This window comes from Caballeronia sp. Lep1P3 (assembly GCF_022879595.1).
In the GTDB taxonomy this organism is placed as follows: domain Bacteria; phylum Pseudomonadota; class Gammaproteobacteria; order Burkholderiales; family Burkholderiaceae; genus Caballeronia.
This window is the reverse complement of the sequence record NZ_CP084269.1, coordinates 10,553-34,167: the sequence shown is the minus strand read 5'-3', so window position 1 is coordinate 34,167 and position 23,615 is coordinate 10,553. Positions and strand designations below refer to the sequence as shown.

Sequence of the window (23,615 nt, the reverse complement as noted above, 5' to 3'; positions counted from 1 at the left end):
GAGGTGACGGTAGGATGACGTTTTAGTCATCCTCCTCGCCACCGCGTGACTCACTTCAGCTCACTCACATTAGACCAACGTCAATTTGACGGCTCCGCCGCGCTTGCGGGTAAAGGCACGTCCTCGGGGTGCGTCGCTGAGTACCGCTTTTTGTTGCGCTCAAGGGTTGCTTGAGCGGGCGGATAGTCCGCGCGCCGATACGGTAGCCATCCTTCCTTCCAGGCGTTCTCAAGCTCGACGTCCGCTTGTTGTTTGGTCTTTCCTGATTGCGAAAGCAACGGCTGTCCCGGCACACATCCCGAAAACAAAGCCGCTACTGCGCAAAGCGTTGCTAAGCGCCGCATAGTTTCTCTCCAAACGCACGGACGGTCCTTCCTCACACGTCGATTCTGCCGAGGCGTTGGTGCGCTGGGGTGACGGACAGATGAAATGTTCATCATCCGGGTGTCATGATGCCGGCGTCCGCCATCCTTGTTTCCGCGAACCCGGTAGCCGACAAGGGCTAGCTGCTTCGGCGGTGCCGCAGGCAACGCGCTCTTATAAGCCCGACAAAACCGGTCAGCAATTCAAACGTGTTTCACTAGCGATGTCTTCAACTCCTTAAACACTCCAGAAGTCGCTTGAACATCAAGCCGTCTAATGGCTGGTAATGTTTTTGGCGAGGGCGACGGTCCTGCAGACCGTCCGCGCAAACGAGCGTCCGCTGACCGACGGACCAGTCGGGGCAACAAAATAAGCTAGGCCTGTTTACGCCGACCGAAAATTGAGCCATTTGTAGGGGTCGCGCCGACTGAAAACTGAGCCGGGTAATCAACCTATCCTGCTAGTTTTTCAGGCAGGGTGTTTGGGGATGATCCCGATGACGATGATTGGCAAGGTGCGGCGGATGTTCCACCGCCAGAACAAGTCGGTACGCGAGATAGCGCGTCTCACAAGCCTGTCGCGCAACACGATTAGCAAATACCTGAGCGTGGAAATTCAGGAAGAACCGAAGTATCAGCGGCGCTCGCAGTCGACCCGGCTGACACCGTTTCACGAGGCGCTGGTGCAGGCGCTCAGCGTGGACGCAAGGCGGCCGAAGAAAGAGCGGCGCACCGCCTGGATGCTGTTCCAGGAGGTCAAGGCGAACGGCTACGATGGCTGCTATTCGCGGGTGACCGATTTTATCCGGAGCTGGCGGCAAGGCGAAGGCCAAGCGGCTTCGAAGTCGGCGTTTGTGCCGCTGCAATTCGAGCTGGGCGAAGCGTTCCAGTTTGATTGGTCCGAAGAAGGACTGGTTGTCGGCGGCATTTACCGCAAGCTGCAGGTGTCGCACATGAAGCTGTGCGCGTCGCGGGCATTCTGGCTGGTGGCCTACCCAAGCCAGGGTCACGAGATGCTGTTCGACGCCCATACGCGCTCGTTCACGGCCTTTGGCGGGGTGGCCCGTCGTGGCATCTTCGATAATATGAAGACGGCGGTCGACAAGGTTCACAAAGGCAAAGGCCGCACGGTAAATCCGCGTTTCGCAGTGATGTGCGCGCATTACTTGTTTGACCCGGACTTCTGTAACGTGGCCAGCGGCTGGGAGAAAGGCGTGGTCGAGAAGAACGTGCAGGACAGCCGCCGGCGTATCTGGATTGAAGCGCGCGAGCAGCGATTTGGCAGTTTCGCCGAGCTGAACGCATGGCTGGCGAGCCGGTGCCGGTCGTTGTGGGAGCAGGTGAAGCATCCGGACTATCGGGATCTGAGCGTTGCCGACGTATTCGAACAAGAGCGCGCCCATCTGATGCCGATGCCAACACCGTTTGACGGTTACGTTGAACGCGCGGCCCGGGTGTCGTCTACCTGCCTTGTGGTGATCGGGCGCAACCGCTACTCGGTACCCTGCGAATTTGCAGGTCAAATGCTCAGTACGCGGCTCTATCCGGGCCGCGTTGTGGTGGTGGGCGATGACGTCATGGTGGCCGAACATGACCGTCTGGCCGACGAAGGTCTGGTGCGCTACGACTGGCAGCATTACATCCCGCTGATCCAGCGCAAGCCTGGCGCATTGCGCAACGGTGCGCCGTTCCTGGATATGCCCGAACCGCTGCAACGCCTGCGCCGGGCGCTACTACGCGAGCCAGGTGGTGACCGGGTAATGGCGAAGGTTCTGGCACTAGTCCCGGAAAGCGGTCTGGATGTCATAGTGATTGCAGTCGAACTTGCATTGGAGCAGGCACCGCCCTCCGGGCGCGTGAGCGTCGAGCATGTGGTGAATGTGCTGTCGCGCATGCGCAGCGTGGAGATGCCGCCGAAAATCGATACGGCGCTACAACTGACGACACCGCCGCTTGCCGACACATCGCGGTACGACGGGCTGCGCCCGGCGCTACAACAGCCGGAGGCCGGTCATGCGTGATCTGATCGTCGAACTCAAACACTTGCGGCTGCATGGCATGGCTGCCGGTTGGGCCGAACTACTCGAACAGGGTAACGTCGAGGTGGCGTCTTCGCAGTGGTTGCTTGAACGGCTACTGCAGGCCGAGAGTACTGATCGTGCCGTGCGTTCGGTCAGCCACCAGATGAACGCGGCGAAGTTCCCGGTGCATCGCGATCTGGCCGGCTTCGAGTTTGAAGGGTCACCGGTCGATCGCCAGCTCGTTATGCAACTGGCGGGCATGACGTTCACCGAGAGTGCACACAACCTGGTTCTGGTCGGCGGCCCCGGCTCGGGCAAAACGCATCTGGCGACCGCCATTGGCGTATCCGGGATCATGCACCACGGCAAGCGAGTGCGCTTCTACTCGACCGTGGATCTGGCCAACGCGCTGGAGCAGGAGAAGGCGCAGGGTCGCGCCGGGAGGATCGCGGCGAGCCTGCTGCGTCTTGACCTGGTCATTCTGGACGAACTTGGGTATCTGCCCTTCAGCCAAGCCGGCGGGGCACTGCTGTTCCATCTACTGAGCCGCCTGTACGAGCACACGAGCGTTGCGGTCACGACGAATCTAGACTTCGCCGAATGGTCGAGCGTGTTCGGCGACGCGAAGATGACCACAGCGTTGTTGGACCGGCTAACGCACCACTGCCACATCGTGGAGACCGGCAACGAGAGTCACCGTTTCCGGCATAGCAGCGCCAGTGCAAAGAAGCGCATCCGGTCGCGTGAAACTGCGCGAAAAGCCGACGCTGCAAGTGCTTCTGAGCTCGAATGATCGGCGCTTGCCGCGCCGGGGAATCTGCTACGGGCTACGCCCTTCACAGCTTCCCCGGCGCAACCCATCCTCATACGCAGGAGGACAAACAACTCGAAAACCCATAGACTTATCCACAACCGGTCCTGCTTTAGACCGGTCTCCACCCTGGCTCAGAATTCAATCGGCGCGGTGGCTCAAAATTCGCTCGGCGCGGACACTAGGCCTATCCGCACGCACGGAGGTCCAACTTTTCTTGGACCGGTGACTGCCATTGCCAGGAACCGTCACGAGAGCTAGAGCTTGCGACTACCTCGACTACCCGTCAGAGCCGATGTCGACTCTGACCGTGACAGCCGCACGGTCACATAGCAATGTCCCAATGATGCACGGTTGCGGTGGCACATGTCACTGCGCAGTAGCCGCTTTCAGAGTATCGGTTTCGTATCGCGCGCGATTCCGTGCAATCGTTGCTTCGCTCGGAGGATAGTCGGAACGGCTGGTAGGAACGAGGCCGGCCTTTTGCGCTTCAATCAATTCCTGAATGACCTCGGCGCGCGTTTTGCCGGAACGCGTGACCTGCATATCGGTCGCTTGGGCACTGCGCGCTTGACCCGAATCAGCAGGTGACGCTGCTTGAACCTTTGTTGTCGGAGGAAAGTCGTGCCCCGCGTCAGCAAACGAGCTGTTTGCCACCGCTGCCAGGGCGACAAAGAGAGAGAGAAATTTAATTTTCATTGGGACTCCGCAATTACATTGGACGTCATCAGCGTTGATGACCAGCGCCATTGTGGATCCAAGCCCCTGAACGGCTCGTGACGAGTGCGTGAAAAAATCGTCATCTACGGCGCGTGGGCGCGCGAGATGCTGGCCCTCAGTCGCTGCAATGGTGCGGAGACGCATATTCTTGGTCTTATGACGGAGAGAACCGTGGACAATCGTAAGAGGAAGGAAACAAAATGGGCCGAGGCCTGCCGGAAATTTGCGCCCCAGGTGTCGCGTGCCGCTGTCGCGGCTGTTTCAGCGTTGGCAGTTTTGACTGTCACGCCCGCGTACGCCGACGGGCCCGGCCGGGGTATCACGGCGAACTTTGAGGTGACACTCATGGAGACCATCATTGACCACCATTACTCTGCGCTCAGAATGACCGAACTCGCCGCTGGCACCGATGTACGAAGGAGCGGAAATCTGTCTCCGAATGAAGGCACGTCTCCATCCCCGGGCTTTCCTCCAACGCAAGCGAAGGCGACTGTCGATGAAATAAAGTCGAATGCGCGGATGGAAAACCGTACACAACGCGAGCAGATTCTCCAGCTGCAATCTCTTTTGCACAACTGGTACGGGATCAACTATCAGCCGCAACTACGGCCGGAACAACAAGCAGCCATCGGGATACTTGAGCATGCACAGCCAGGAAAGTCGTTCGACCGAGCCTACCTGGAAGTCTTCAGCCATCACCATTATCAGCTTTTCAAGCCACTGAACGGATGCATGACTGGAGTTGACCGGCGGCACGCCGAACTCACTCGCCTTTGCAATCAAATGTGGCATGCTCAGACGGGCGCGGTTGACGAGATGAGAGAGCTGCTAGAAAAGGACTTTGGCATCGCGGATTACCAGCCTTTCTCCGACGCAAGCCCGCTGCAACCGGAAGGTGGAAGTCTGCGCGGTCAGCACAGCGGAGGCTAGCGGCGGCGACCGACCCGGTACCTAGTGTTTTGAAGGCTCCCGCCGTTCGAGGACGGCGGGAGCTCCTGTCCGTTGCGCGAAACTAGCGGACTGGTGAAGCTTAACCCATCGCCCGGCACTCGCTAGCGCACGTGCGGCATGCTTCAGCGCATTGCTTGCAATGCTCGTGTTGGTGCCTTTCACACTCCGCTGCGCATGCTTCGCACAGCGATGCGCAGAGCTCGCATATATCCTTGGTGTGCTGACTGCCACGGGCCATCGCCGCAGAAGCGATACGACAGACATCCGCGCAGTCCATATCCTGCCTGATGCATTCGGCCATCTCCGAGACGTTGCTTTCAGAAAGGCAGGCAGTCGCGCAATGGTCACAAGCTGCAGCGCACGCGTCGCAAGCGTCAATGCATGACTGGTGTTGTTGGTGAGCCATAGTGTCCTCCGTGAACATTGGATGCTGGAAGAGCCAGCCATTGAGTTGCGCATCCATCGTGCCCATGGATGAAAAAAAGGCCCGCGATTTGCGCGGGCCTGAAGAGACGGTCCTGCGGTGATGCGCCGAGTCTTACGGCTTCACCAGCGGGACCATCCGCGTGGACGAACGATGTGGAGCCGTTGCTTACGCTGTCCCTGGCAACGGGCTTGATACCAGAACTGCGGCAGCGATGAGAACCGCCACAAGAACGATTGACTCGACGTGCAGGACTCTCGAAAAGCGCTTTAGCGCGGGCTCAGCTTCACGCAGGCTGCCACCCTGCAGCGCGGCCAGCAGCTGAGGCATCTCGAAGAATCGATTGTGACCACCGAGAGCGGCTGCGATCAACACAAGCCCTAGCTTCAACATGAGTATTTGCCCGTAACCCGAGGCGACAAAGCCGACCGGGCTGTCTACACTGCGCCAGCCGTTATATGCGCCCGTCGCAAAGAGAATAAGCAGCGCAACCGTGGCCGTGTCGGACAGCGACTGAACGAACGAGGCGCCATTCTTGCGGTCGCCGTCGCCCGCAGCGAGAAGGCTCGGAGCGACAACATAGCTGCTTGCGACCACAAGCCCAACCCAGACGCTGATGGCAAGGAGGTGAATCCAATCGGCCCATACCGGCAACGAGAAAAAGCCGGCTTCGACGGAGTGTCCAGTATTGCTCCGTCCGAGCGCTGCACCGGCAATGCAGAGCCAGGTGACCGGCATCAGTCGGGGTCGCGTCGACGTCCGCAGGGACAGAAGGACCAGCGCGGCTAGAGTGAGTACGGCACCAGCAAGCCACGCATGTCCGTATCCGGTTTCCTTCAGCATCGAGTAGACCGCCGGTCCGGCTTCGGCAAGTGTCGACTCGCTCATCAGCGCGCAGTGAGTCCAGAAAGCCGCAATACTCGACAGGAGCGATGCCAGGCAGGCCAGCTGAGCGCTCCGCATCAGCCGTTTGCTCACGGTTGCCTGCCAGTGCGATGTGCTCCGGACGAGCCACCTGTCGCATATGAGTGCACCCACCAGCGCCGCAAAGCTAATGTTCTGCAGGGCGACTAGCGCCAGTCGTAGCACGCCGAGGAAACCGTCGTTCATCACTTCACCGTGAAAGTGTAGGTACCCTTGGTCTTGTGCGAGTCACTCGTCATCACGCCCCACTGGACGGTGTAAGAGCCCGATTCAAGTTTCGGCAGTGAAACCTTAAGAATTCGCGGGTTCGTAGAATCGACCGTGGCTTTCTCTTTCGTCGCAGGTGCACCAGCCGCATTCAATACCTTGATGGTGCTGAACGAGGACTCGATGTTCTCGTTGAAGGTTAACCGCAATGCGTCGGGCGAGCCTTCGACCGTGCTGCCCGCTGCCGGCGTCGCGCTTTCGAGCTTGCCATGCGCCGAAGCAGCAACGGGTAAGAGGCCTAGTGCAACTGTCGCCAATAGAGGGGCGATGCCCTTGCGAATCGAGTTTCTCATGCTTACATTCCTGAGCAAATTTGGATGATTGTTTTGTCCTTCGTTAGGGCTTTACTGCTTTTGCAACTTCGTGACCGTAAGGGCACCGTTCACTTCTTCCGCCACGAAATCAATCTTGTCGCCCACTTTGACTTGCGAAAGCATCGCAGGGTCCTTCACCTTGAAGGCCATTGTCATACCTTCCATGCCGAGGTTTTCGAGCGGGCCATGTTTGATAGTGAGCTTGCCGGTGGCGGTATCGACCTTCTTCACTTCGCCATGCGACATGCTGCTTTTCGCGTCGGCGCTTTGTTGGGCGCCGCTCGCCATGTTCATGTTGCTCATGTCGCCCGCCGCGTAGGCGGTTGCCGACAGCGCTGCTGCACAACCAAAGACAAACGAAGCAATTGCGTTTTTCATCACTTTCTCTCCATCAGTTAAATGAACATTCGGCCGTGCGCGTGTGCGGCCGTCTTGGGATCAACCTTCCGGCAGGTCACCGGTGTATTCGTATGCGACGGTTCCCTTCGGGTGTTTGAACCAGCCAGGATCGCGGTAGTCACTTCGGCCAAGGCCTTGCCGCACCTTGACTACAGTGAACATCCCGCCCATCTCCAGTGACCCGAAGGGACCACTGCCCGCCATCATCGGCAGCGTGTTGTCGGGGAGGGGCATTTCCATTTCGCTCATTGCGCCGCCGGTACTTCCCATGGCCATGTAGTCGGGCACGAGCTTGTTGATGCGCTTGGCGAGGTCTTTCTGAGGCACGCCAATCATGTTTGGCACCTGGTGCCCCATAGCATTCATCGTGTGATGAGACTTGTGGCAATGAAATGCCCAATCTCCTGGACGGTTCGCCGTGAACTCAATGGCGCGCATCTGCCCAACAGCGACGTCAGCAGTGACCTCGGGCCAGCGGGCGGCCGGGGGAATCCAGCCGCCATCTGTGCCGGCGACCTCGAAGCTATAGCCATGTAGGTGAATAGGGTGGTTCGTCATTGTCAGATTGCCGAAGCGGATACGCACTCTGTCACCCGCACGAACTGGCATAGGGTCGATTCCAGGAAACACTCTGGAGTTGAACGTCCACATATTGAAGTCCGTCATCTCGTTGACGCGCGGCGTGAAGCTGCCGGGGTCAATGTCATATGCGGCCAGCAGGAAGACGAAGTCGCGGTCAACAGGCATGACGCCGCGGTCCTTCGGGTGCACGATGAACGTGCCCATCATGCCCATGGCCATCTGGACCATCTCGTCGGCATGCGGGTGGTACATGAAAGTGCCGTGCCTTTCGAGCTGGAACTCATAGACAAACGTCTTGCCCGGCGGAATATGAGGCTGGGTGAGTCCGCCCACGCCATCCATTCCGGAAGGCAGCAGCATGCCGTGCCAGTGAACGGTCGTATGCTCGGGCAACTTGTTGGTCACGAAGATGCGTACCTTGTCACCCTCGACCGCTTCGATGGTTGGACCCGGTGTTTGGCCGTTGTAACCCCAAAGGTTGGAGTTCATGCCAGGCGCCATCTCGCGCACCACCGGCTCGGCAATGAGATGAAACTCTTTCCATCCGTTCTTCATACGCCACGGCAACGTCCAGCCGTTCAGCGTGGCAACTGGCGTATATGGTCGACCATTGGGTGGTACGAGAGGAGGCTGCGTGACCGCATTGCTCATCGTTGGAGCTTCGGGCAGCGATGCGGCTCCGGCCTTGCTGACAAGGGCAGCGCCCAGCAGGGCGGCGCCCGAGCCGCTGAGAAAAGTTCGACGGGAAACCATCTTCATTTACCTTCAGAATTTGTTTGCGGCACCGATTGGGTTTCCGGCGACGGCGACGCTTGGTCTAGCCCGGCTGAGGCTGCGTTCGCCGAAGTCGGCGGCGCATTGTTCGGAGCCGGAGTTTGCATTTGCGCGTTCGGTGCCGGCGGGAGCCGTCCGCCAAGCGACTGCTGCAGTTCAGTCTCGGCAAGCCAATAGTCTTTGAGCGAGTCGATGTATCCGTTTACAGCGCTGACTTGGTCGCGGGAGTCGGCGAGCAGTTCAAATACGCTTGCGAGCATGCCGTTGTAGCGCAGCAGCATCTCGTCCGAGATAGTCTTGCGCACAGGGACAACTTCATCGCGGTAATGCTTGGCAACGTCGTAGCTCGTCACGTAGGCGGAGTACGATTCACGCACCTCTGACCGGGCATCAATCGCGGTCTGTGCGAACCGGTTCACCGATTGCATATAAATTGCCTCGGCACGCGCCACCTTCGCGCTGCCCCAGTCGAAGATGGGAATTTCGACGCTTATTTCGTATCCGCGCTCTTTTCCCTTGTCGGTTTCAAAGTTGTTTTGATAGCCGACCTCCAACGCGTTGACGAACCGGGTTGCTTTGCCAAGGCCCAGCGACGTTGCGAGTCCTGCAACTTGCAATTTCCCCGCCTGGATGTCTAGGCGGTTCTCCATCGCGAACGTCTCGAGTTGACTTAACTGGGGCCTGTCTTTCGGCAGCTCGGGCAGGCGGTCAGGAAGCTGATATTGCGCGCCCGAACCCCAAAGGCCCATCGCCCGGGTAAGTTTTTCTCGCGCGGAAACCTTCTCCTGCCGCGCCTTGGCCAGCTGTGCAGCGGACTCCGCATAGAAGGCTTGCTCTCGCGCGTAATCGAGCTTGCTGAAGTTACCCGCCTGGCGCATGCGCGATGCCAGTTCGGCCCCTGCCTCAGCGGAGTCCTTCACTTGCTCCGCATACATCGCAGCCTGTTCAGCGGCCACTGCGTTCACGTATGCCTTTCGCGCGTCGGCCGCTACGCTCAGCATGGCGTTGGCAGTCTCGAGCTTCGTCTGCCCGAACCGACGGCTTTCGATACGCGAAGCGACTGGGAGAGTCAGCACGCCGAGAACCGCCATTGAGAACGTTCGGCTGATGCCAATGCCATCGCTCCAATGTGTCCGGCTGAACGTAAAGCTCGGATTGGGCAGACGGCCTGCCTGGACCAGGTCTGCTTCCGAGACACCGAGATCGCCATATGCTGCTTGGAGCCCACGATTGTTGAGCAGCGCAATCTGGACGGCGCCGTCAATTTCGAGCGGTTTAGCCAGAAGCTCTTGCGTACGCTTGTAGGCGGCGGCTCGGTCCTCGTCGGTCTTGATGTAGACAGCGTCTTTTCCCAGGCGCTCCGACGCAACCGACGACACGCTACTGAATCCGCCGTCTTTCGAAAAAGTGGTGCACCCGGCGAGGAACACCGCGGCGACTGCAATACACGTGAGGCGGGTATGTGCGAGGTGTCGCGTCATTTGGTCGCGCTCCCGTGCTGGTATGCATTTGCCTCAGCAGGAGCCCCTGTTGTAGGTGCGGAGTGCTGCATCGCGCCTTTGCGCTTTGGAGCAACGTCACGGTTCAGTTGCTGCCAGCTTGGGTTCGCGCCGTCCTTAAAGGTCGCGTACTTATCGAACGCCGACGGTAGTTCGATGGCCGGTACCGACGCACTCGCATCGGCCGGGTCAGGGATTGTCGCCATGGCTGCCTGAGCGAGCAGCGGCAGCGCTGCGCACGCGCCTACGAGCGCCGCAAGGAGGTTTCGCATAGATTATTCTCGTCGTGAAGCGTCCGAGGTCGGTGGTCGACCTGGACAAGTGCTTGCCGCAGCTGGATGCTGCAAATTTCGGACTAGACGAGACGCGGCCTGGGCGGTCGCTCAATACCGCCAGTCAGGAATGAAACGACCGGAAGCGGCATTGATGTGAGAACGATGGAGTGGGCAATCTCGGCGACCGCCGACGGAGCGGAGACCCCGACAACAGCTGCGCCGAGACAACAAGACGTGCAGCTTGAACACGCGTGGTGATGCGTCTGTGAGCCAGTTGATTGGCCGCTGGCTTCCGGTCCGTGAGCCTTGTCATGGTCCGACATGCTGGCCAAATCATGCAGATGTCGGTGCGCATGACCGGACCCGTCACCGCGATGACCAAGGCCGAGGCCGCAAATCATCGACGCAGCCGCGAACGACTGAACCGGAAGGCTCAGTGCCAAGACTACAACGAGGATAAGTTTGCGCCAGCAGGACACGGCTCTGGAATCTAGCATGCGATTGGAATTGTAAGTCGCAGTGGCTCGGAATGGAACGGCAGTGAGCTTACGGTCTGTCGCCTGACGGCAAGATGCGCGGTAGATGACAGTTATTTCATGAAATTTTTTTCATCTTGCCGTCATCCGCCGTGCACGAACGACCCGTTAGTCTGCAAGACTAGGTCTAATGCGGTTGCAATCTTCAACTCACCGTAACTCATGCGCATTCTGCTAATCGAAGACGAGCCAAAAATGACCTCCTATCTTCGAAAGGGGCTCACGGAGGCCAGCTATACCGTCTACATTGCCGACAACGGAGAAGACGGTCTCTTCCTTGCGCTCAACGAGGACTTCGACCTGGTTGTCTTGGACATCATGCTGCCCGGAATCGATGGCCTGAAGGTACTGAAGGAGCTGCGCAAGCAGAAAGAAACGCCTGTGTTGTTGCTGACGGCCCGCGACACGGTCGATGACAAAGTCGAAGGACTGGAAGCGGGCGCCGACGACTATCTAGCCAAGCCGTTCGCGTACGCCGAGCTGCTGGCTCGGATACGGTCGCTGTTGCGCCGAGCACCTCGCGCAGTGAAAGACGTCCTCCGAGTCGCTGACCTTGAGGTTGACCTGATCAAGCGCCGCGTGCGCCGCGGGGACGCCCGACTGGAATTGACTGCGCAGGAATTCGCGTTGCTCCAGCTACTCGCCGAGCGCCAGGGCGAAGTCCTGACACGACAGTTCATCACCTCCCAAATCTGGGATATGAACTTCGACAGTGATACCAATGTTGTCGATGCAGCAGTGAAGCGCTTGCGCGCCAAAATTGATAACTCGTATAGCAACAAGCTGCTGCACACGGTCAGAGGCATGGGTTACGTACTCGAGGACCGTTCATGAGCCACGCCGCGCCTGCGAAACCGGCATACGTCCTACTTCTGCGATTGGCCGGTGCCTTTGCACTAGCCGCACTCCTCGTCTTTTCGCTGATGGGGGCGTACCTCTATCGGTCGCTCGCCCATGAGCTTGAACGGCGCGACGATGTCGAAATTGCTGGGAAACTTGCCCAGTTCGGGCGGTTGGTCACCGACGCAGGCAGTCTCAGCGCGGTGCGCCGCGACCAGTCCGTGTTTCATGAGGTCCTCCTGTCGCACCCCGGCGTCTATTTGGCCATCCTCAGTGAACGCGGAGAGCTGCTAGCCCAGCATGGAATTACCACAAGGGCGGATTACGAGGCGCTTCTGCGCCAGAGGCACTCGCCAGGCTTTCCGTATAGTTGCGAGTCCGCCTCGGTAGGTCAGGCGCGCTGTGTGATGGCAGCACGGAAGCTTCCCTCGGGCGAGGTCGCGCAGATTCTGCTTTCGCGCAGCGCGGCGGACAGGCAATCGCTCCTCGAGGGCTACCGGCTTGATATCTTGCTCGCGGTAGCAATTGGCTCGCTGCTCGTCGGCGCACTTGGCTACCTAATTACCCGGCGCGGGCTTGTACCCGTCAAAAGCATCGGCCGGCAAGCCTCCCGGATTGAAGCGCACAACCTTAGCGAAAGGCTCGACATCGAGGGCGGACCAGTGGAACTGCAGGAGATTGCGACTTCCGTGAATCGAATGCTTGACCGGCTCGAGCGGGCGTTCGTTCGTCTGTCGCAGTTCTCCTCGGACCTCGCGCATGACATGCGCACCCCGCTTGCAACTTTGCTCAGTGCATCCCAGATAACCCTTTCGCGAACCAGAACCATCGACGAGTATGAAGCGCTGATCGAGTCGAACATAGAAGAATACGAACGCCTGCAACGCATGATTGAGAACATGCTGTTCCTCGCTCGAACCGACAACGCCCAGCCTTTGCTCAATGCGTCGACAATCGACGCGAACAACGAACTCGGGCGGCTAGCATCCTACTTCCAAGGTCTCGCGGACGAATCGGGCATTTCTATCAACGTCGAAGGCAACGCCGCAGTGGCAGCTGAATCCAACCTCTTTCGCCGCGCCGTCAGCAATCTCATCTCCAATGCTCTGCAACATGCAATTCCGGGCTCGACCATAGAGCTGCGCGCTTCCGAAACATCGAAGCACGCGTCCATTGAGGTCGTGAACGCCGGGGAAGACATCGGTCCCGAACATCTACCCAAGATATTTGAGCGGTTCTACAGAGCCGACGCATCGAGGCACGGGTCGGCCAAAAACACTGGACTGGGACTCGCGATAGTTAAATCGATTATGCAGTTGCACCGCGGCACCGTCGACGTCCAGAGCACGGCTGGCCGTACTTCATTCTTGCTTCACTTTCCTCGAGCCGAAGAAAAGACTGAAAGAGTGCAGCCGACTTGACATTCCCACGATGGGACGGTTGAAACTCCTATCCTCTTACGACTACATTCCTCTTCTTGGAGGCGACGATGAAGTTCTATGTCAAAGAAATAGCTTGTGGCGGATGCGCCCACACCGTCCGCAGGGCCATCGCGCAGGTAGACAGCGTCGCGCAGGTAAATGTCGACGTCGCCTTGAAGACGGTCGAGGTGCAATCGACCGTGTCGGATCAAATGATAAAAGACGCTCTTGAGTCAGCCGGCTACAGTGCGACTGAGGCTCAGGCATGAGCACGACCCGAGTAAGGCAGTCTATCCTTATACCGCTTGTCAGTTTTACAGTGCTCTTGCTCGCGCAGGTGCCTGCACGCGCCGATGATGTCATCATACTGAATTCGGCCGATGCCAGCATCAGCCTCATCGACCAAGCAAGTCAAAAGGTCGTCGATACGTATCCGGTCGGCAAGGAGCCACATCACCTGATGGCGACGCCGGATAACCAGTCGTTGATTGTCGCCAATTCGGTCGCGAACAACCTAGTTCTGGTTGACCCGCAAAATGGGAAAGTCCAGCGATGGATACCAAACATTGAGGACCCTTATCAGCTCGGCTTCTCCAACGACCAGAAATGGTTCGTCACGAACGGATTGCGGCTCGACCGCGTCGACATCTATCGGTACGACGGGAAAGACTTCTCGTTGGCAAAAAGGGTGCCCCTTGCAAAGGTGCCGAGCCATATGATTTTCACGGCCGACAACAAACAGGTCTTCGTTACTTTGCAAGAGTCGGGGGAAGTCGCCGCCATTGACCTCGCCACTCAGACGGTGCTTTGGAAGATGCCCGTCGGGAAGGCGCCTGCTGGGTTGTGGCTCACGCCCGGAGACAAGTACCTGCTCATTGGAATGACCGGCGCCGACTATGTGGCGGTCGTCGACTGGCGTGCACGCAAAATAGTCAAGACCATCCATACGGACAAGGGTGCACATAACTTTCGTTCGCTAGCAGACGGCCACCGCGTCCTTGTGAGCAACCGGGTCGGCAACAGCATCAGTATTCTGGACCAGGACAGCTTGACGAGCGTCGGCACCATTACCGGCCTGCTGCCGGGACCGGACGATATGGAGTTAAGCCAGGACAGGCGATATCTGTGGGTTACGTTCAGATTCGCTAGATACGTCGGCGTCATCGACATGAACACACTGAAGCTTGTGAACACCATCAAAGTTGGCAAGTCGCCTCACGGAATCTACTTCTACAACCGAGCACCGCTGTCGTGAACGTGTCGGAACGGTTCGCTGTCGGTGAGGTGGGGTGAAATCAAACGCTTCCAATATCACTTACCGGTCGCGGCTGTCGCGGACACCAGCCGGATGTTGGCGCCCCATTATGGGCGCCGTGTTTTGCAATATGGAGACAGAGATGAAAAAGCGCAGATTTACTAGACGCGTCGCCCTCAGTGCCACGGCCGTAATCGCCTTGACGATTGGCATGGCGCACGCTCAGGAAGGTGCTTCTTCTATGCCCGGCATGCACATGAGCCACTCCGACGGCCAACCGACGGGGGCGGCCGGCAAGGGGTTCGGGGCGGCCGGCAAGGGGTTCGAAGCGGCAGACAAGAAGATGATGGAACGTATGGAATCGCACACCTCTACCGGGGATGCCGATAAAGATTTCGTTGCGCGCATGATTCCGCATCACCAAGGCGCCATCGATATGGCCAAAGTGGAACTGAAGTACGGTAGGGACCCTAAACTGCGGAAACTCGCCGGCGACATAGTGAAAGCGCAGCGCCAGGAGATTGCCACCATGAAGCGTTGGCAGTCCGAACACGGCAGCAAGTGAGGCGCGAGTTGCGCTGCGACGAGGCCAACGCGGTGGCCGACTTTGTCGTCGAGGCCCCTTCCGACGTCGTCGGCGGCGCAGCCCGAACGCTCGTGGTCGGGCTGCGGAGCACGCGACACCGACTCGTCAAGATTGTTTTTGCGCTTTCACAATGGTCATCGCGCCGTTGACGTTCTCTTCACCGGCGGCATACAGCGGCCGTCAGGTTTGTAGGCGTGTCTGCTTCGACCCAAGTCCGTCTGTCTGCAGGCACCGGGGTGTTCGTGCACTCGAGCGTCGACATCCTATCTGCTCGCCAACCTATCGTTCCAGTCTCGTGGCGTCCTTATAAATATTTTATGTGCCGTCGAAGCAACGTTTTCCGGTTAGTGCATAGCAGTCACTGTTGCGGTTCGTCGCGGCCGGTTCTCGGTGCCTGATGCCGCCACTTGATGCCGTGACCAATGCTCGAGGAAACCTAATGAAAAAGTTTGTCGGCTTGGACCTCCTTCGATTTTGCCTTGCGGTCTATCTGACGGTTTTCCATACAATCCGCGAATACCCGCAGAATGTAGACCTGCCGCTGATAGACCTCACCAACCTTGGCGGTTTCGCCACGAGTACGTTTTTTATTTTGTCCGGGTTCATCCTCTCTCACGTGTACTTTGGACGTACGGTTGAGTTGCGAGGGGGGGCGCGCGGTTTCTTCGTCAAGCGTCTATCGAACCTTTATCCGGTGCATCTTGTCTCGCTAGCTATGCTCCTCGTTGTCTCAGCGGCCGGAACGAGGACGCTGGGCACGTTCTCGCTTATGTCGCTGGACGACGGGGACTCTGTCGTAACGCTGGGGAATGCAGAGGCAGCAATCAATTTCGTGCTGAATGTCCTCTTGCTTCAAGTCTGGAATCCCTTGTATGCATCAATCAACCCGGCATCGTGGTCGCTGTCTACGCTACTGTTCTTCTACATCGCATTTCCCGTCGTTGCCCCTCGACTTCTGCGGGCTCGGCATAAGGAGCGGCTCCTAGTCGTCGTCTGGGTGCTATACCTCATCCCGCCTGTCGTCGCGACATCGATGCATTGGTATGGGCCGGCTGCCGTTGGCGTAATAACGCGTAACCCCGTCATGCGGCTGCCCGAGTTCCTCGCCGGTATTCTGCTTTTCGGTATGTACCGGCAATCGCAGTTTGCTCACGTGTGCAATCATTGGCGCAGAGTCTGCGTTGCGCTGATTTTCATCACCGGCTCGTTTGTCGCTGGGGCATGGTTGGAGTCTCAGGGAGAACTCTATCCGCGCTACATCATTCACAACGGCGGACTGATGCCGGCGGAGCTATTGCTGGTGATCGCTTGCACTAACGTGGCGATTCCTTCACGCTTTGAGACCATCTGCGTCCGGCTGGGCAATTCAGCGCTCTCCATTTTCGCTATTCATGTGCCGGTCTTCCTACTTATGATGAAGGCGCTGAAGCTCTTGTCGATAGGCGAGTCGCCGTTGTGGTGTATGTCCAACTTTGCGGCATGCATTTCCGCGTCGAAACACGTCGTTCCAAGTATGGCAACGTACCCGGTCTATCTTGTGGTCACTGTCGTGGCGGCCATGTACTTTCAGGAACGGCTCCTCGTACCCATTCGCTCGCTGCTGCGCACACGATTTCTCGGAAAGGCGTCGCAAGAGTCGACGAGCGTGACGACTGAGCGCGGATCGCGGTAGCCGTTGATATAGGGCGACGAAGGGACACGTCCTGCGACGCGATTGACCGGCGGCGACTGCCGATCAAGCGTTCCTGCTGTCAGCCCCCGGGGCCCGGGCACCGCGGACCAACCCGCATATAATTGTCGCCATGAAGATTCTTCGGACCATCCTCCTTCTGCTGCTTTGCGCGATGCTTCCCCTGACCGGGCTGGCAGCGACCGGCTTGGCGGGCGATTGTCCGATGCAGCAAACGATGCCCGCAGACGGGGACGCCGACATGTCCAGCTGCGACGCGATGAAATCGCCATCGGTCGACAAGTCCAAGGCGAAGGGCATGTTCTGCAAGATCACCGCCCAGTGCCAGTTTGGCAGTCTCTACCATCCGGCTGTGCAGACGAGCGTCAGTCGCCCGGCGTCGCTTGTCAGTCCCGTTGTCTTCCACTACGCCGACTCCCTCCCGGACCGCGACCCGAACGGGTTTTGGCGACCTCCGCGTCTCATCTGATCCCGAGCTGACAGGTTCACCGCCATCGCGGTGAGATTCGTCCTGTGCCAGGACGTGGAATTCCTATGGGATTCCGCCGTTGGGGTTAGAACATGCCATTCACTTTTGGCACGCCGCAGGTTCGGCGTGCTCCCCTGTGCGCGCCTTCGCTTGTTGCCGCGCTTCTGTTTGCGGGCGTTGTCCACGCCCAGCAAGCGCCCTTCACACTCGACGCCGCGCTCCAGTCGGCGACCGATCAGTCCGCATCGATGCAAGCGGCGCAGGCCTCGGTTCGTGCCAGTTCGGAGGCGGCCGTCAAGGCCGGCCAACTGCCCGACCCGATGCTCGCGGCGGGCATCGACAACCTGCCGATCAATGGCTCGCAGGGCTTCACCATCGGCCAGGATTTCATGACGATGCGCCGCGTCGGCATCCAGCAGGAGTGGGTGTCCGGCACGAAGCGGCAGTTGCGTTCGGCATTGGCCGACGAAACGGTCGGACGCGAGCGGGCCGGCTACCTGATGCAGCTTGCCAACGTCCGTCAGCAGACGGCAGCCGCGTGGCTGAACGCCGTCTACGCGAAGCAGGCGCTGGCGCTGCAGCAGGCTTTGCTCGACCACATGCACCACGAGCTGGCTGCTACGAAGGCCTCCTATCGCGGCGCGAAGGTTGGCGCCGCCGACGCGGTTCAGGCCCAGGCCATGTTGGCTCAGACACAGGACCAGGTGCTCAAGGCGCAGCAGACTTACCAGACCGCGCTGATCGGCCTGTCGCGCTGGACGGCCGTACCGGTGTCGGATGTCACCGGAGAGCCCCCCGCGCCTGAATCCTTCGTATCCTTGCTGCCGCCGGATGAGTTGCGCTTTTCACAGCCCGCACTCATCGCCGCATCCGACGACATCGCGGTGGCCGAGGCGGATACGGCCGTCGCCAGCAGCGAGCGCAGTCCAAACTGGACGTGGTCAATCGCGTACCAGCAACGCGGCGGGGCGTATTCGAACATGGTGTCGGTCGGCGTCACCATCCCGCTGCCGCTGAACCGGAAGAACGTTCAGGACCGCGACGTTGCACAAAAAGCGGAACTCGCCACGAAAGCGCGCCTGACGTACGAGGACACGCTCCGGCAGGTGCAGGCAGATATCCGCACCCAGTCCACGACGCTGGCGAGCGGCCGCGAGCGGATCACCGGTCTGACCCAATCGTTGCTGCCCGCTGCCGATCAGCGCGTGCGGCTCGCCAACGCGGCTTACCGCTCCGGAACCGGCCCGCTCGCCGACACATTCGCCGCTCGTCGCGCCCAACTGGAAGCCCAGTTGCAGGTGCTCGACCTCAGGCGAGAGGTGTCGCAAACCTGGGCGCAACTCGAATATCAGGTCGTGCCGTCCACGATGACCACCACGCAATGAGGACACCATGACGAAGACACGATTCGCGCGCGCGGTGGTGTGGCTATTGGGGGGCGCGACCCTCGTCGGCGCCGGCTATCTGGTGGGCGCGCATCGCGCAACCGGCACCGCGTCGACTGGCGTGACTGCCACCGCGACGTCTGCGATCGGCGACAAGACTGACCCGAAGAGCGGTCGGAAAGTGCTGTACTGGCATGACCCGATGGTGCCGAATCAGCACTTCGACAAACCGGGCAAATCGCCGTTCATGAACATGCAACTCGAACCCGTGTACGGAGACGAAGGCGGCGGCTCGTCGGGCGTCAAGATCGACCCGGGCCTGCAACAGAACCTCGGCATTCGGTATGCGACCGTGCGTCGCCAAGCAACGACCGGCGGATTCGACGCGGTCGGCACGACGCAGTTCGACGAATCCCGCACCGACGTCATCCAGTCGCGCGTCACCGGCTATATCGACCGTCTTTACGCGAGTGCGCCGATGCAACGCGTCGCGAAGGGGGCGCCGATCGCGTCGCTGTTCGTGCCCGATTGGCTCGCGCCTCAGGAGGAATACCTGGCGCTCAAGCGCGGCGGCATGGACGCGAACCTGCTCGACGCCGCGCGAGCGCGGATGCGCGCGCTGTCGATTCCAGACGGGATGATCGCGGCACTCGATCGCACTGGGAAGGCGCAGACCCACATCGTGCTGACATCGCCCGAAGCAGGTGTCGTCAGCGAACTGAATGTCCGGGATGGCGCGATGGTCACGCCGGGGCAGACGCTCGCGAAAATCTCGGGCCTCTCGAAGCTCTGGCTGATCGTCGAGATTCCAGAAGCGCTCGCGCTCGATGCGCGCCCCGGCATGACGGTCGACGCAACGTTCTCGGGCGACCCCACGCAGCATTTCACTGGTCACATCCGCGAGATTCTGCCGGGTATCAGTACCAGTAGCCGCACGCTGCAGGCGCGGCTGGAGATCGACAACGGCGCGCTCAAACTCACGCCGGGCATGCTGATGCGCGTGCGCGTTGGTGGGCAAAAAGCCGTGTCACGACTGCTCGTGCCATCCGAAGCGGTCATCACGACCGGCAAACGCTCGGTTGTCATCGTGAAGAACCGCGACGGCCGCCTGCAGCCCGCATCGGTCACGGTCGGTAACGATGTCGGCAACGAAACCGAAGTACTGAAAGGGTTGAACGAGGGCGACACCGTGGTCGCGTCCGGCCAGTTTCTGATCGATTCCGAGGCGAGCCTGAAGTCTATTCTGCCGCGGCTGGAAAGCGGCATGGGTGCGAGTGCGGCCACAGCGGCGTCTGCGCCTGCCCCTGCTGCGCCAACCTACGAGACCACCGGCAAGGTCGAGAAGGTGACCCCCGAGGACATGACGTTCTCCCATCAGCCGGTTCCAGCGCTCGGCTGGGGCGCGATGACGATGACGTTCAACAAACCAACGCCCGGCTCCTTCCAGAACGTGAAGGTCGGACAGACGGTGCACTTCGTCTTCAGGCAGACGGATGACGGCTATCAGCTGACGAAGGTCGAACCGGTGGGAGCCGCCCAATGATCGCGCACCTCATCCGCTGGTCCATTCGCAACCGGTTCATGGTGCTGCTCGTGACCGCGCTCGTCGCGGCGTGGGGCGTCTATTCGCTTAAGGAAACGCCGCTTGACGCGCTGCCGGATCTGTCGGACACACAAGTCATCATCAAGGCGTCGTATCCGGGCAAGGCACCGCAGGTCATCGAGGATCAGGTCACGTATCCCCTCACGACGACGCTGCTCGGCGTGCCAGGCGCGAAGACGATCCGCGCGTACTCGTCGTTCGGGGATGCGTTTGTCTACGTGCTGTTTGACGACAAGACTGACCAATATTGGGCGCGCTCGCGCGTGCTCGAATACCTGAATCAGGTACAGAGCCGTCTGCCGCAAGGCGCGACGGTTTCGCTCGGCCCCGATGCGACGGGCGTCGGCTGGGTCTACGAGTACGCGCTGGTCGACCGAACTGGCCAGCACGATCTCGGACAGCTGCGCGCGCTCAACGACTGGTTCCTTAAGTTCGAGCTGAAGGCGGTGCCGGATGTGTCGGAAGTCGCGAGCATTGGCGGCATGGTGCGCCAGTATCAGGTCGTGCTCGACCCCGACAAGCTGCGCGCGTACGGCATCTCGCAGTCGATGGTCGCCGATGCGCTCGGCAAAGCGAATCAGGAATCGGGCGGCTCGGTCGTCGAACTTGCCGAGTCGGAATACATGGTGCGCTCGTCCGGCTATTTGCGCTCGCTCGATGACTTCCGAAACGTCGTGCTGCGCACGAATGAAGCAGGTACGCCCGTGCTGCTTGGCGACGTCGCGCGCATCCAGATCGGCCCGGAGATGCGACGCGGCATCGCCGAACTAAATGGCGAGGGCGAGGTCGCCGGGGGTGTGATCGTGATGCGCTCGGGCAAGAACGCACTCACGACGATCGACGCGGTCAAGACGAAGCTTGCCGACCTCAAGCGCTCGCTGCCGCCCGGCGTCCAAGTGGTCACGACCTACGACCGCTCGCAACTGATCGAACGCGCGGTGGACAACCTGAAGGACAAGCTTATCGAGGAATTCATCGTCGTCGGGCTTGTCTGCGCGGTGTTCTTGTTCCACCTGCGCAGCGCGTTCGTCGCGATCCTGTCGCTGCCGCTGGGCGTGCTGGCCGCCTTTATCGTGATGCGCTATCAGGGTGTCAATGCGAACCTGATGTCGCTCGGCGGCATCGCGATCGCGATCGGCGCGATGATCGACGCGGCCATCGTGATGATCGAGAACGCGCACAAACACCTGGAGGCGTACCAGCACGAAAATCCGGGCAGGCCGATCACCATCGCGCAACGTTGGGAGCTGATTGCCACGTCTGCGGCCGAAGTCGGCCCGGCGCTGTTCTTCTCGCTGCTCATCATCACGTTGTCATTCATCCCGGTCTTCTCGCTGGAAGGACAGGAGGGCAAGCTATTCTCCCCGCTCGCGTTCACGAAGACCTACACGATCGCCGCTGCGGCGGGGCTGTCGGTGACGTTGGTGCCGGTGTTGATGGGGTATCTGATTCGTGGACGCATTCCGCATGAGAACGCGAACCCGATCAACCGCGTGCTGATCCGGCTATATCGACCACTGCTCGAGGCGACGCTGCGGCGCCCGTGGTTCACGATCGGCCTTGCGGTCGTCGCGCTCATCCTGACCGCGATTCCGGTATCGCGCCTGGGTAGCGAATTTCTGCCGCCGCTCGACGAAGGCGACCTGCTGTACATGCCGACGGCGCTTCCCGGTATCTCGGCCGAAAAGGCATCGGAGCTGCTGCAACAGACCGACCGGCTCATCAAGACGGTGCCGGAAGTGGCAACGGTGTTTGGCAAGTCGGGCCGCGCCGATTCGGCAACCGATCCCGCACCACTCGAGATGTTCGAGACCACGATCCAGTTCAAGCCGCGCAGCCAGTGGCGGCCTGGCATGACGCCGGAGAAGCTCGTCGACGAGCTCGACCGGACAGTCAAGGTGCCAGGTCTGTCGAACGTCTGGGTGCCGCCGATCCGCAACCGTCTCGACATGCTCTCCACGGGAATCAAGACGCCGGTTGGGGTCAAGATTTCCGGTCCTGAGCTGACCCAGATCGACGCGATCGCGACGCAGGTCGAAGCGGCGGTGAAGCACGTGTCGGGGGTGACGTCTGCGCTGGCGGAGCGGCTGAATGGCGGTCGCTATATCGACGTCGACATCGACCGGCTCGCTGCCGCCCGGTATGGCCTGTCGGTGATGGATGTTCAGTCGGTCGTATCGTCAGCGGTGGGCGGCGAGAACGTCGGCGAGGTGATTGCTGGGCGTGAGCGCTTCCCGATCAACATCCGCTATCCGCGCGAGGTCCGCGATTCGCTCGAAAAGCTGCGGCAGCTGCCGATCGTGACGGAGCGCGGCGCGCAAATTCAGTTGGGCGACGTCGCGCACATCACGATCGCCGACGGGCCGCCGATGATCCGCAGCGAAAACGCGCGACTCTCCGGTTACGTGTACGTCGACATCCGCAATACCGATCTTCAGTCGGCGGTGCAGGCGATGCAAAAAGCTGTCGCACAGCAGGTCAAGCTGCCGCCCGGCTATTCGATCGCGTGGTCCGGGCAGTTCGAGTACCTGGAGCGGGCGGCGGCGAAGCTGCGCACGGTCATCCCGGTCACGCTTGTCGTGATCTTCGTGTTGCTGTTCCTGACGTTCAACTCGTCGGCGGACGCGCTGCTGCTGATGTCGACCGTACCGTTCGCGCTGGTCGGCGGCCTCTGGTTCATCTGGATTCTGGGTCATGCGGTGTCGGTCGCGACATCGGTCGGCTTCATCGCGCTCGCGGGCGTCGCGGCCGAATTCGGCGTCGTGATGCTGCTGTACTTGAAAGGCGCGCTGAATGATCGGCTAGAAGCCGGCGAGCCGTTGACGGAAACAGTCTTAGCCGACGCGATCCGCGAAGGCGCCGTGCTGCGCGTGCGGCCCAAGGCAATGACGGTTGCCGTCGTGCTGTCCGGTCTCGTGCCGATCATGGTCGGGCATGGCGCAGGTTCTGAAGTGATGCAGCGCATTGCCGCGCCGATGGTGGGCGGCATGGTTACCGCGCCGCTGCTGTCGATGTTCGTCATTCCCGCCGCCTGGTTCCTGCTGCAGCGTCGTCGTGCGCGCAAGCGCAACCCGGAGCGGACTTCCCAAGCAGTCCCTTCTGGCACGAATGTGCCTTCAACACAAACTGGAGAAGTTCAATGAGGAAGTTTCTTGTCGTGACTGCCGCGATCTATGCGATCGGCGCCTTTGCAACGTCAGCGTTCGCTGGCGACGACATGTCCGGAAAGAATATGTCGATGAAGCCGTCCGCGTCGTCGTCCAATGCCGCACTCACCGACGCGGAAGTGAAAAAAGTCGATGCCTCGACCGGCATGATCACGCTCAAGCACGGTGAATTCGCCAATATCGGCATGGCGGCAATGACGATGGCCTACAAGGCGAAGGACGCAGCGATGGTCAAGCAGGCCCACGAAGGCGACAAGGTAAAGGTGCGCGTCGAGAATGTCGGCGGCACCCTGACCATCGTGAAGATGGTGAAAGAATCGTCCTGATGGACAAACGCCGC

21 protein-coding genes are annotated in these 23,615 nt (G+C 60.1%); 14 read left to right on the top strand and 7 right to left on the bottom strand.

The features are described 5' to 3' along the window. Positions 1 to 859: 859 nt before the first annotated feature. Together istA and istB are read left to right on the top strand one after the other, a co-directional pair. Entirely contained in the window at positions 860 to 2,383 is a 1,524-nt protein-coding gene (istA, locus tag LDZ27_RS26650; RefSeq protein WP_244818545.1) for an IS21 family transposase, read from the top strand. Continuing rightward, complete coding sequence (gene istB / locus LDZ27_RS26645) at positions 2,376 to 3,176, top strand: IS21-like element helper ATPase IstB (RefSeq protein WP_244818544.1); 801 nt, start codon at positions 2,376 to 2,378, stop codon at positions 3,174 to 3,176. Before istA ends, istB begins: the two co-directional genes overlap by 8 nt. 387 nt (positions 3,177 to 3,563) lie before the next feature. Here istB and LDZ27_RS26640 read toward each other — a convergent pair whose 3' ends face one another. Next, positions 3,564 to 3,944 (bottom strand): DUF4148 domain-containing protein, encoded by a 381-nt coding sequence (locus tag LDZ27_RS26640; RefSeq protein WP_244818543.1) that lies wholly within the window; start codon positions 3,942 to 3,944, stop codon positions 3,564 to 3,566. 33 nt (positions 3,945 to 3,977) lie between these two features. Between LDZ27_RS26640 and LDZ27_RS26635 the strand changes: the two genes are divergently transcribed. Further along, positions 3,978 to 4,844, top strand: coding sequence for a DUF305 domain-containing protein (locus tag LDZ27_RS26635; RefSeq protein ID WP_244818542.1), 867 nt, complete (start codon positions 3,978 to 3,980; stop codon positions 4,842 to 4,844). Between the two features lie 100 nt (positions 4,845 to 4,944). Here LDZ27_RS26635 and LDZ27_RS26630 read toward each other — a convergent pair whose 3' ends face one another. From LDZ27_RS26630 to LDZ27_RS26605, 6 genes are all read right to left on the bottom strand, one after another. Next, positions 4,945 to 5,271 carry a four-helix bundle copper-binding protein gene (locus LDZ27_RS26630; RefSeq protein ID WP_244818541.1) on the bottom strand — a complete coding sequence of 109 codons (327 nt, stop codon included), beginning with the start codon at positions 5,269 to 5,271 and terminating at the stop codon, positions 4,945 to 4,947. 186 nt (positions 5,272 to 5,457) lie between these two features. Beyond that, entirely contained in the window at positions 5,458 to 6,399 is a 942-nt protein-coding gene (locus tag LDZ27_RS26625) for a copper resistance D family protein (RefSeq protein WP_244818540.1), read from the bottom strand. Then, positions 6,399 to 6,773, bottom strand: coding sequence for a copper homeostasis periplasmic binding protein CopC (copC, locus tag LDZ27_RS26620; protein WP_244818539.1), 375 nt, complete (start codon positions 6,771 to 6,773; stop codon positions 6,399 to 6,401). The genes LDZ27_RS26625 and copC overlap by 1 nt, the downstream gene beginning before the upstream one ends. A gap of 51 nt (positions 6,774 to 6,824) precedes the next feature. Then, positions 6,825 to 7,172 (bottom strand): copper-binding protein, encoded by a 348-nt coding sequence (locus tag LDZ27_RS26615; protein WP_244818538.1) that lies wholly within the window; start codon positions 7,170 to 7,172, stop codon positions 6,825 to 6,827. Positions 7,173 to 7,232: 60 nt separating this feature from the next. After that, the gene (locus tag LDZ27_RS26610) at positions 7,233 to 8,534 is read right to left on the bottom strand and encodes a copper oxidase (protein WP_244818537.1); all 1,302 of its coding nucleotides are present in this window, start codon (positions 8,532 to 8,534) and stop codon (positions 7,233 to 7,235) included. Then, entirely contained in the window at positions 8,531 to 10,030 is a 1,500-nt protein-coding gene (locus LDZ27_RS26605; RefSeq protein WP_244818536.1) for a TolC family protein, read from the bottom strand. The genes LDZ27_RS26610 and LDZ27_RS26605 overlap by 4 nt, the downstream gene beginning before the upstream one ends. A gap of 991 nt (positions 10,031 to 11,021) precedes the next feature. Between LDZ27_RS26605 and LDZ27_RS26600 the strand changes: the two genes are divergently transcribed. From LDZ27_RS26600 to LDZ27_RS26550, 11 genes are all read left to right on the top strand, one after another. Then, positions 11,022 to 11,693: a heavy metal response regulator transcription factor gene (locus tag LDZ27_RS26600; RefSeq protein ID WP_244818535.1), complete on the top strand. Its 672-nt coding sequence runs from the start codon at positions 11,022 to 11,024 to the stop codon at positions 11,691 to 11,693. Next, complete coding sequence (locus tag LDZ27_RS26595) at positions 11,690 to 13,120, top strand: heavy metal sensor histidine kinase (RefSeq protein WP_244818534.1); 1,431 nt, start codon at positions 11,690 to 11,692, stop codon at positions 13,118 to 13,120. Before LDZ27_RS26600 ends, LDZ27_RS26595 begins: the two co-directional genes overlap by 4 nt. 68 nt (positions 13,121 to 13,188) lie before the next feature. Further along, complete coding sequence (locus LDZ27_RS26590) at positions 13,189 to 13,389, top strand: heavy-metal-associated domain-containing protein (RefSeq protein ID WP_244818533.1); 201 nt, start codon at positions 13,189 to 13,191, stop codon at positions 13,387 to 13,389. Next, on the top strand, positions 13,386 to 14,375 hold the full coding sequence (locus LDZ27_RS26585) for a beta-propeller fold lactonase family protein (RefSeq protein WP_244818532.1): 990 nt from the start codon (positions 13,386 to 13,388) through the stop codon (positions 14,373 to 14,375). Before LDZ27_RS26590 ends, LDZ27_RS26585 begins: the two co-directional genes overlap by 4 nt. A gap of 142 nt (positions 14,376 to 14,517) precedes the next feature. After that, positions 14,518 to 14,940, top strand: coding sequence for a DUF305 domain-containing protein (locus tag LDZ27_RS26580; RefSeq protein ID WP_244818531.1), 423 nt, complete (start codon positions 14,518 to 14,520; stop codon positions 14,938 to 14,940). Between the two features lie 460 nt (positions 14,941 to 15,400). Further along, the gene (locus LDZ27_RS26575; protein ID WP_244818530.1) at positions 15,401 to 16,633 is read left to right on the top strand and encodes an acyltransferase; all 1,233 of its coding nucleotides are present in this window, start codon (positions 15,401 to 15,403) and stop codon (positions 16,631 to 16,633) included. Between the two features lie 130 nt (positions 16,634 to 16,763). Next, positions 16,764 to 17,120 (top strand): hypothetical protein, encoded by a 357-nt coding sequence (locus LDZ27_RS26570; RefSeq protein ID WP_244818529.1) that lies wholly within the window; start codon positions 16,764 to 16,766, stop codon positions 17,118 to 17,120. Between the two features lie 92 nt (positions 17,121 to 17,212). Beyond that, positions 17,213 to 18,505 carry a TolC family protein gene (locus LDZ27_RS26565; RefSeq protein ID WP_244818528.1) on the top strand — a complete coding sequence of 431 codons (1,293 nt, stop codon included), beginning with the start codon at positions 17,213 to 17,215 and terminating at the stop codon, positions 18,503 to 18,505. Between the two features lie 7 nt (positions 18,506 to 18,512). Next, positions 18,513 to 20,048: an efflux RND transporter periplasmic adaptor subunit gene (locus tag LDZ27_RS26560; protein WP_008343496.1), complete on the top strand. Its 1,536-nt coding sequence runs from the start codon at positions 18,513 to 18,515 to the stop codon at positions 20,046 to 20,048. Continuing rightward, positions 20,045 to 23,251: an efflux RND transporter permease subunit gene (locus tag LDZ27_RS26555; protein WP_008343499.1), complete on the top strand. Its 3,207-nt coding sequence runs from the start codon at positions 20,045 to 20,047 to the stop codon at positions 23,249 to 23,251. Before LDZ27_RS26560 ends, LDZ27_RS26555 begins: the two co-directional genes overlap by 4 nt. After that, positions 23,248 to 23,601 (top strand): copper-binding protein, encoded by a 354-nt coding sequence (locus LDZ27_RS26550; protein WP_008343501.1) that lies wholly within the window; start codon positions 23,248 to 23,250, stop codon positions 23,599 to 23,601. The genes LDZ27_RS26555 and LDZ27_RS26550 overlap by 4 nt, the downstream gene beginning before the upstream one ends. Positions 23,602 to 23,615: the final 14 nt, after the last annotated feature.

Bases quoted from the DNA above. Each gene is read 5' to 3' on its own strand.
- istA (WP_244818545.1), top strand. From the start codon at position 860: ATGACGATGATTGGCAAGGTGCGGCGGATGTTCCACCGCCAGAACAAG.
- istB (WP_244818544.1), top strand. From the start codon at position 2,376: ATGCGTGATCTGATCGTCGAACTCAAACACTTGCGGCTGCATGGCATG.
- LDZ27_RS26640 (WP_244818543.1), bottom strand. From the start codon at position 3,944: ATGGCGCTGGTCATCAACGCTGATGACGTCCAATGTAATTGCGGAGTC.
- LDZ27_RS26630 (WP_244818541.1), bottom strand. From the start codon at position 5,271: ATGGCTCACCAACAACACCAGTCATGCATTGACGCTTGCGACGCGTGC.
- LDZ27_RS26625 (WP_244818540.1), bottom strand. From the start codon at position 6,399: ATGAACGACGGTTTCCTCGGCGTGCTACGACTGGCGCTAGTCGCCCTG.
- copC (WP_244818539.1), bottom strand. From the start codon at position 6,773: ATGAGAAACTCGATTCGCAAGGGCATCGCCCCTCTATTGGCGACAGTT.
- LDZ27_RS26615 (WP_244818538.1), bottom strand. From the start codon at position 7,172: ATGAAAAACGCAATTGCTTCGTTTGTCTTTGGTTGTGCAGCAGCGCTG.
- LDZ27_RS26610 (WP_244818537.1), bottom strand. From the start codon at position 8,534: ATGAAGATGGTTTCCCGTCGAACTTTTCTCAGCGGCTCGGGCGCCGCC.
- LDZ27_RS26605 (WP_244818536.1), bottom strand. From the start codon at position 10,030: ATGACGCGACACCTCGCACATACCCGCCTCACGTGTATTGCAGTCGCC.
- LDZ27_RS26600 (WP_244818535.1), top strand. From the start codon at position 11,022: ATGCGCATTCTGCTAATCGAAGACGAGCCAAAAATGACCTCCTATCTT.
- LDZ27_RS26595 (WP_244818534.1), top strand. From the start codon at position 11,690: ATGAGCCACGCCGCGCCTGCGAAACCGGCATACGTCCTACTTCTGCGA.
- LDZ27_RS26590 (WP_244818533.1), top strand. From the start codon at position 13,189: ATGAAGTTCTATGTCAAAGAAATAGCTTGTGGCGGATGCGCCCACACC.
- LDZ27_RS26585 (WP_244818532.1), top strand. From the start codon at position 13,386: ATGAGCACGACCCGAGTAAGGCAGTCTATCCTTATACCGCTTGTCAGT.
- LDZ27_RS26580 (WP_244818531.1), top strand. From the start codon at position 14,518: ATGAAAAAGCGCAGATTTACTAGACGCGTCGCCCTCAGTGCCACGGCC.
- LDZ27_RS26575 (WP_244818530.1), top strand. From the start codon at position 15,401: ATGAAAAAGTTTGTCGGCTTGGACCTCCTTCGATTTTGCCTTGCGGTC.
- LDZ27_RS26570 (WP_244818529.1), top strand. From the start codon at position 16,764: ATGAAGATTCTTCGGACCATCCTCCTTCTGCTGCTTTGCGCGATGCTT.
- LDZ27_RS26565 (WP_244818528.1), top strand. From the start codon at position 17,213: ATGCCATTCACTTTTGGCACGCCGCAGGTTCGGCGTGCTCCCCTGTGC.
- LDZ27_RS26560 (WP_008343496.1), top strand. From the start codon at position 18,513: ATGACGAAGACACGATTCGCGCGCGCGGTGGTGTGGCTATTGGGGGGC.
- LDZ27_RS26555 (WP_008343499.1), top strand. From the start codon at position 20,045: ATGATCGCGCACCTCATCCGCTGGTCCATTCGCAACCGGTTCATGGTG.
- LDZ27_RS26550 (WP_008343501.1), top strand. From the start codon at position 23,248: ATGAGGAAGTTTCTTGTCGTGACTGCCGCGATCTATGCGATCGGCGCC.